This window comes from Proteus sp. MB838, assembly GCF_054767435.1.
The window spans coordinates 1-3,997 of the sequence record NZ_BAABMO010000082.1 but is presented as its reverse complement, the minus strand read 5'-3'; the positions used below and the strand labels follow the sequence as shown (position 1 = coordinate 3,997).

The following is a 3,997-nucleotide window of genomic DNA, read 5'->3' as shown; positions in this document are numbered from 1 at the left end:
GCCGGTTCGCTTAGCGCCCTGTGCCGTGACAACGAGGACGCATTATAGGGAGTTTTCTGAGGCTGGCAATAGTTTTTTGAAAAAAAATGTTTGTTTGTTGGTTAATTAAACGAAGTGCCTATTTTTTGTGGCTTTTAAGCCATTTTGGCAGGTCAGCTAAGCTATCTAGAACAAAATCTGCACAAGTTTCGGCCTCTTCTGTAATCGCTTTTCCTGTGCGAACGAGAATTTTATGCCCAACGCCAGCCGCTTTTGCTGCCAACATATCTTCTTTTTTATCTCCCACCATATAAGAAGATGCCATATCGATGTTTAATTGTGCTTTCGCATCCATAAACATACCTGTTGCAGGTTTACGACAGTCACACTCTTTTTTGTATTCTTCTATAATTGCATCTGGATGATGTGGGCAATAATAAATGCCGTCTAAATCGACGCCTCGATCAGCTAAAGACCAATCCATCCATTCAGTTAAATGTAAAAACTGATCTTCACTATAATACCCTCGACCAATACCTGACTGATTAGTCACTAGCACTAAAGCATATCCCATGGCTTTTAATTCAGCCATTGCTTCAATCACACCTTCGATAAATTCAAAGTTATCAATTTCAGATACATAACCATGATCGATATTAATCGTTCCATCGCGATCTAAAAAAATCGCAGAAATCCCCTTGCTCACAGCATTACTCCTTTTAGATATTTGCGCTTAGTATCGCATGTTTTTTCTTATATAGAGAAGCATATCCACCTTTCTTTCTTTTATTGACTATTATTACCTATTACGCTTCTGCTCTTTTTTGTTGACTTGGACGTCTAGACGCCTTAACATCTATTTTAACTCGGGCAGAATAGCGTGAATGTCCCATATTCTACTTATATAAAGAACAAGATGATTAAACTGACGAATATAAATAAAGTATTTAAGCAGGGAGCGCGTTCAATACAAGCGCTATCAAATATTAACCTGCATGTGCCACAAGGGCAGATTTTTGGTGTGATTGGATCGTCAGGTGCAGGTAAAAGTACTCTCATACGCTGTGTAAACATGTTAGAAAAGCCGACATCAGGTGAAGTTTGGGTTGATGGTCGTGATCTAACAAAATTATCTGATAAAGAATTAACCAAAGCACGTCGTGGCATTGGCATGATTTTCCAACATTTTAATTTACTGTCCTCAAGAACGGTATTTGATAATGTTGCCTTACCTCTAGAACTTGATAACACGCCGCGGGCAGATATTAATAAACGTGTTAATGAGTTATTAGAATTAGTGGGTTTAGCAGATAAAAAAGAGTATTACCCTGCCAATTTATCAGGGGGACAAAAGCAGCGTGTTGCGATTGCTCGAGCATTAGCTAATTCACCAAACGTTTTATTGTGTGATGAGGCAACTAGTGCTCTTGATCCTGCAACGACACGTTCTATTTTAGAACTGTTAAAAGATATTAATCGTCGTTTAGGGTTAACTATTTTACTTATCACTCATGAAATGGATGTTGTAAAACGTATTTGTGACCAAGTTGCCGTGATCAGTGGTGGTCAATTAGTTGAAAGTGATGCGGTAAGTGAGGTTTTCTCTCACCCTAAAACACCCGTTTCTCAAGCATTTATTCAATCAACATTACAATTGGATATTCCTGACGATTATAAAGAACGTATGAAGCCAGAGTGGGAAGAAGGCTTATTCCCGCTGTTAAAGCTTGAATTTAATGGGTTATCTGTTGATGCGCCATTAATGTCTATTGTTGCTCGTCGTTTTGATGCTGATATTAATATTTTAAGTTCTCAAATGGACTATGCCGGTGGAGTAAAGTTTGGCGTGATGCTAGCAGAATTACACGGTAAAAATGGTAACACAGAAAAGTCTATCGCGTTTTTAGAAGAGCATCATGTGAAAGTAGAGGTTCTCGGTTATGTCTGAAGGAATGATTTATTTATTAATTAGTGGGATCTGGGAAACCTTAGTCATGACATTTGTCTCAGGCTTTTTTGGTTTTGTCATTGGATTACCATTAGGTGTCTTACTTTATGTGACTCGACCAGAGCAAATTATGGCGAACTCACCCGCTTATAAAGTGATTTCTGCTTTAGTTAATATTTTTAGGGCCATCCCTTTTATTATCTTATTAGTTTGGATGATCCCTTTTACACGTATGGTAGTAGGAACATCCATTGGTTTACAGGCGGCTATCGTTCCGTTAACTGTAGGAGCTGCACCTTTTATTGCACGTATGGTAGAAAATACCTTATTAGAAATACCTCATGGTTTAATTGAAGCTTCTCGTGCCATGGGGGCAACACCAATGCAGATAATCAAGAAAGTTTTATTACCAGAATCTTTACCAGGTTTAATTAATGCTGCGACCATTACACTCATTACATTAGTCGGTTATTCCGCAATGGGGGGCGCTGTGGGTGCCGGTGGTTTAGGTCAAATTGGTTATCAGTATGGTTATGTGGGCTATAATGCCACAGTAATGAATACCGTTATTGTACTACTTGTTATTCTTGTTTTTATCATTCAGTTTATTGGCGATCGTTTAGTTAAACTGACAACACATAAATAAATGAATTAAAGGTTTCTATTCATCTACTATCTAATCAATAAATGTAGTTTGTATGAAACCTTTTATTTAACCAGTTCAAAGAAAGGGTAAATCTATGTCATTGAAATTTAAATCACTTGCTGTAGTCAGTGCGTTAGTCGGTGCTTTAGCTTTAGCAGGTTGTGGCGAAAAAGAAAAAGATCCCAATCATATCCGTGTGGGGGTTATTTCTGGTTCTGAACAACAAGTTGCTGAAGTTGCTAAACAAGTCGCTAAAGATAAATATGGACTTAATGTTGAACTCGTCACTTTCAATGACTTTGTCATGCCGAATGAATCATTAAGCCGTGGTGATATTGATATTAATGCCTTTCAACATAAGCCTTATTTAGATCAACAAATCAAAGATCGTAATTACAAAATTACAGCTGTAGGTAATACCTTTATTTACCCTATTGCTGGTTATTCTAAAAAAATAACGGATTTAGCAGATTTACCCGATGGTGCACAAGTGGCTATCCCTAATGATCCAACCAACTTAGGTCGTTCACTGCTACTTTTAGAAAAAGTAGGATTAGTGAAATTAAAGGAAGGGGTTGGTTTATTACCGACTAAACTGGATATCATTGAAAATCCGAAAAACATACAATTAGTTGAGTTAGAAGCACCACAATTACCGCGCTCTTTAGATGATCAAAAAATCTACTTAGCGGTTATTAATACAACCTATGCGAGTCAAGTTAACTTAACTCCAGCAAAAGATGGTATTTTTGTTGAAGATAAAGATTCACCTTATGTCAATATTATTGTTGCCCGTGAAGACAATAAAGATGATGAAAATGTGAAGAAATTTATTCAATCTTATCAAACAGATGAAGTTGATAGCGCTGCGAATAAGATTTTTAACGGTGGTGCAGTAAAAGGTTGGTAATCATCTCACAACTCAACTTAATAATAAAAAAGGCGGACATTTGTTCGCCTTTCTCTTTTTTACTGGGCTAATTTGCATTAAATTAGGGCGGTTTAATTTTTGTATAGACAATAATAAAGAGGATATACCCATGCACATGCGCTTGCTACTTATTGGCATTATAGCGCTGTTTATGACCGGCTGTTCAATGCAGAAATCATCTGATGTTGATCAGTCTAAGTTTACGGATATGCGTTTAAATAAACCTGGCCAACCACAAAAGCCCAAACAGCAAACTTTATCTCCTGTTCGCATTGTTGAAAAAACAGAAGATCTTTTAGGTGCGCCTTTTAAAGATTTAGGTGTTGTTGCCGGTGAATCTTGCCGACAAACACTACAAGATCCACCCGCAAGCTTACCTGCTGCGAAAAAAAGAATGGCTACCAAAGCGGCTTATAAAAATGCGAATGCAGTTTTATTACATGAATGCCAAATAGTCACAGGAATGGGTTGCTATCAATCGGCAATCTGTGAA

Annotated in this window: 5 protein-coding genes; 4 read left to right on the top strand and 1 reads right to left on the bottom strand. The window is 37.4% G+C overall.

Annotation, left to right across the window (positions count from 1 at the left end):
* Positions 1-118 precede the first annotated feature (118 nt).
* Positions 119-685, bottom strand: coding sequence for a D-glycero-beta-D-manno-heptose 1,7-bisphosphate 7-phosphatase (gene gmhB / locus ACYUCW_RS17865; protein WP_004245445.1), 567 nt, complete (start codon positions 683-685; stop codon positions 119-121).
* Positions 686-895: 210 nt separating this feature from the next.
* Here gmhB and metN point away from each other — a divergent pair, with 210 nt between their 5' ends.
* The 4 genes from metN to rcsF all read left to right on the top strand — a co-directional run.
* Positions 896-1,927: a methionine ABC transporter ATP-binding protein MetN gene (metN, locus tag ACYUCW_RS17860; protein WP_004245446.1), complete on the top strand. Its 1,032-nt coding sequence runs from the start codon at positions 896-898 to the stop codon at positions 1,925-1,927.
* On the top strand, positions 1,920-2,573 hold the full coding sequence (locus ACYUCW_RS17855; protein ID WP_004245447.1) for a methionine ABC transporter permease MetI: 654 nt from the start codon (positions 1,920-1,922) through the stop codon (positions 2,571-2,573). The genes metN and ACYUCW_RS17855 overlap by 8 nt, the downstream gene beginning before the upstream one ends.
* Before the next feature lie 94 nt (positions 2,574-2,667).
* The gene (locus ACYUCW_RS17850; RefSeq protein ID WP_004248707.1) at positions 2,668-3,483 is read left to right on the top strand and encodes a MetQ/NlpA family lipoprotein; all 816 of its coding nucleotides are present in this window, start codon (positions 2,668-2,670) and stop codon (positions 3,481-3,483) included.
* Between the two features lie 130 nt (positions 3,484-3,613).
* A partial coding sequence (gene rcsF, locus ACYUCW_RS17845; RefSeq protein WP_460409164.1) for an Rcs stress response system protein RcsF occupies positions 3,614-3,997 on the top strand: 384 nt, incomplete at its 3' end.

Excerpts from the sequence above, each read along its gene's own strand:
- metN (WP_004245446.1), top strand. The coding sequence starts at position 896 with ATGATTAAACTGACGAATATAAATAAAGTATTTAAGCAGGGAGCGCGT.
- ACYUCW_RS17855 (WP_004245447.1), top strand. The coding sequence starts at position 1,920 with ATGTCTGAAGGAATGATTTATTTATTAATTAGTGGGATCTGGGAAACC.
- ACYUCW_RS17850 (WP_004248707.1), top strand. The coding sequence starts at position 2,668 with ATGTCATTGAAATTTAAATCACTTGCTGTAGTCAGTGCGTTAGTCGGT.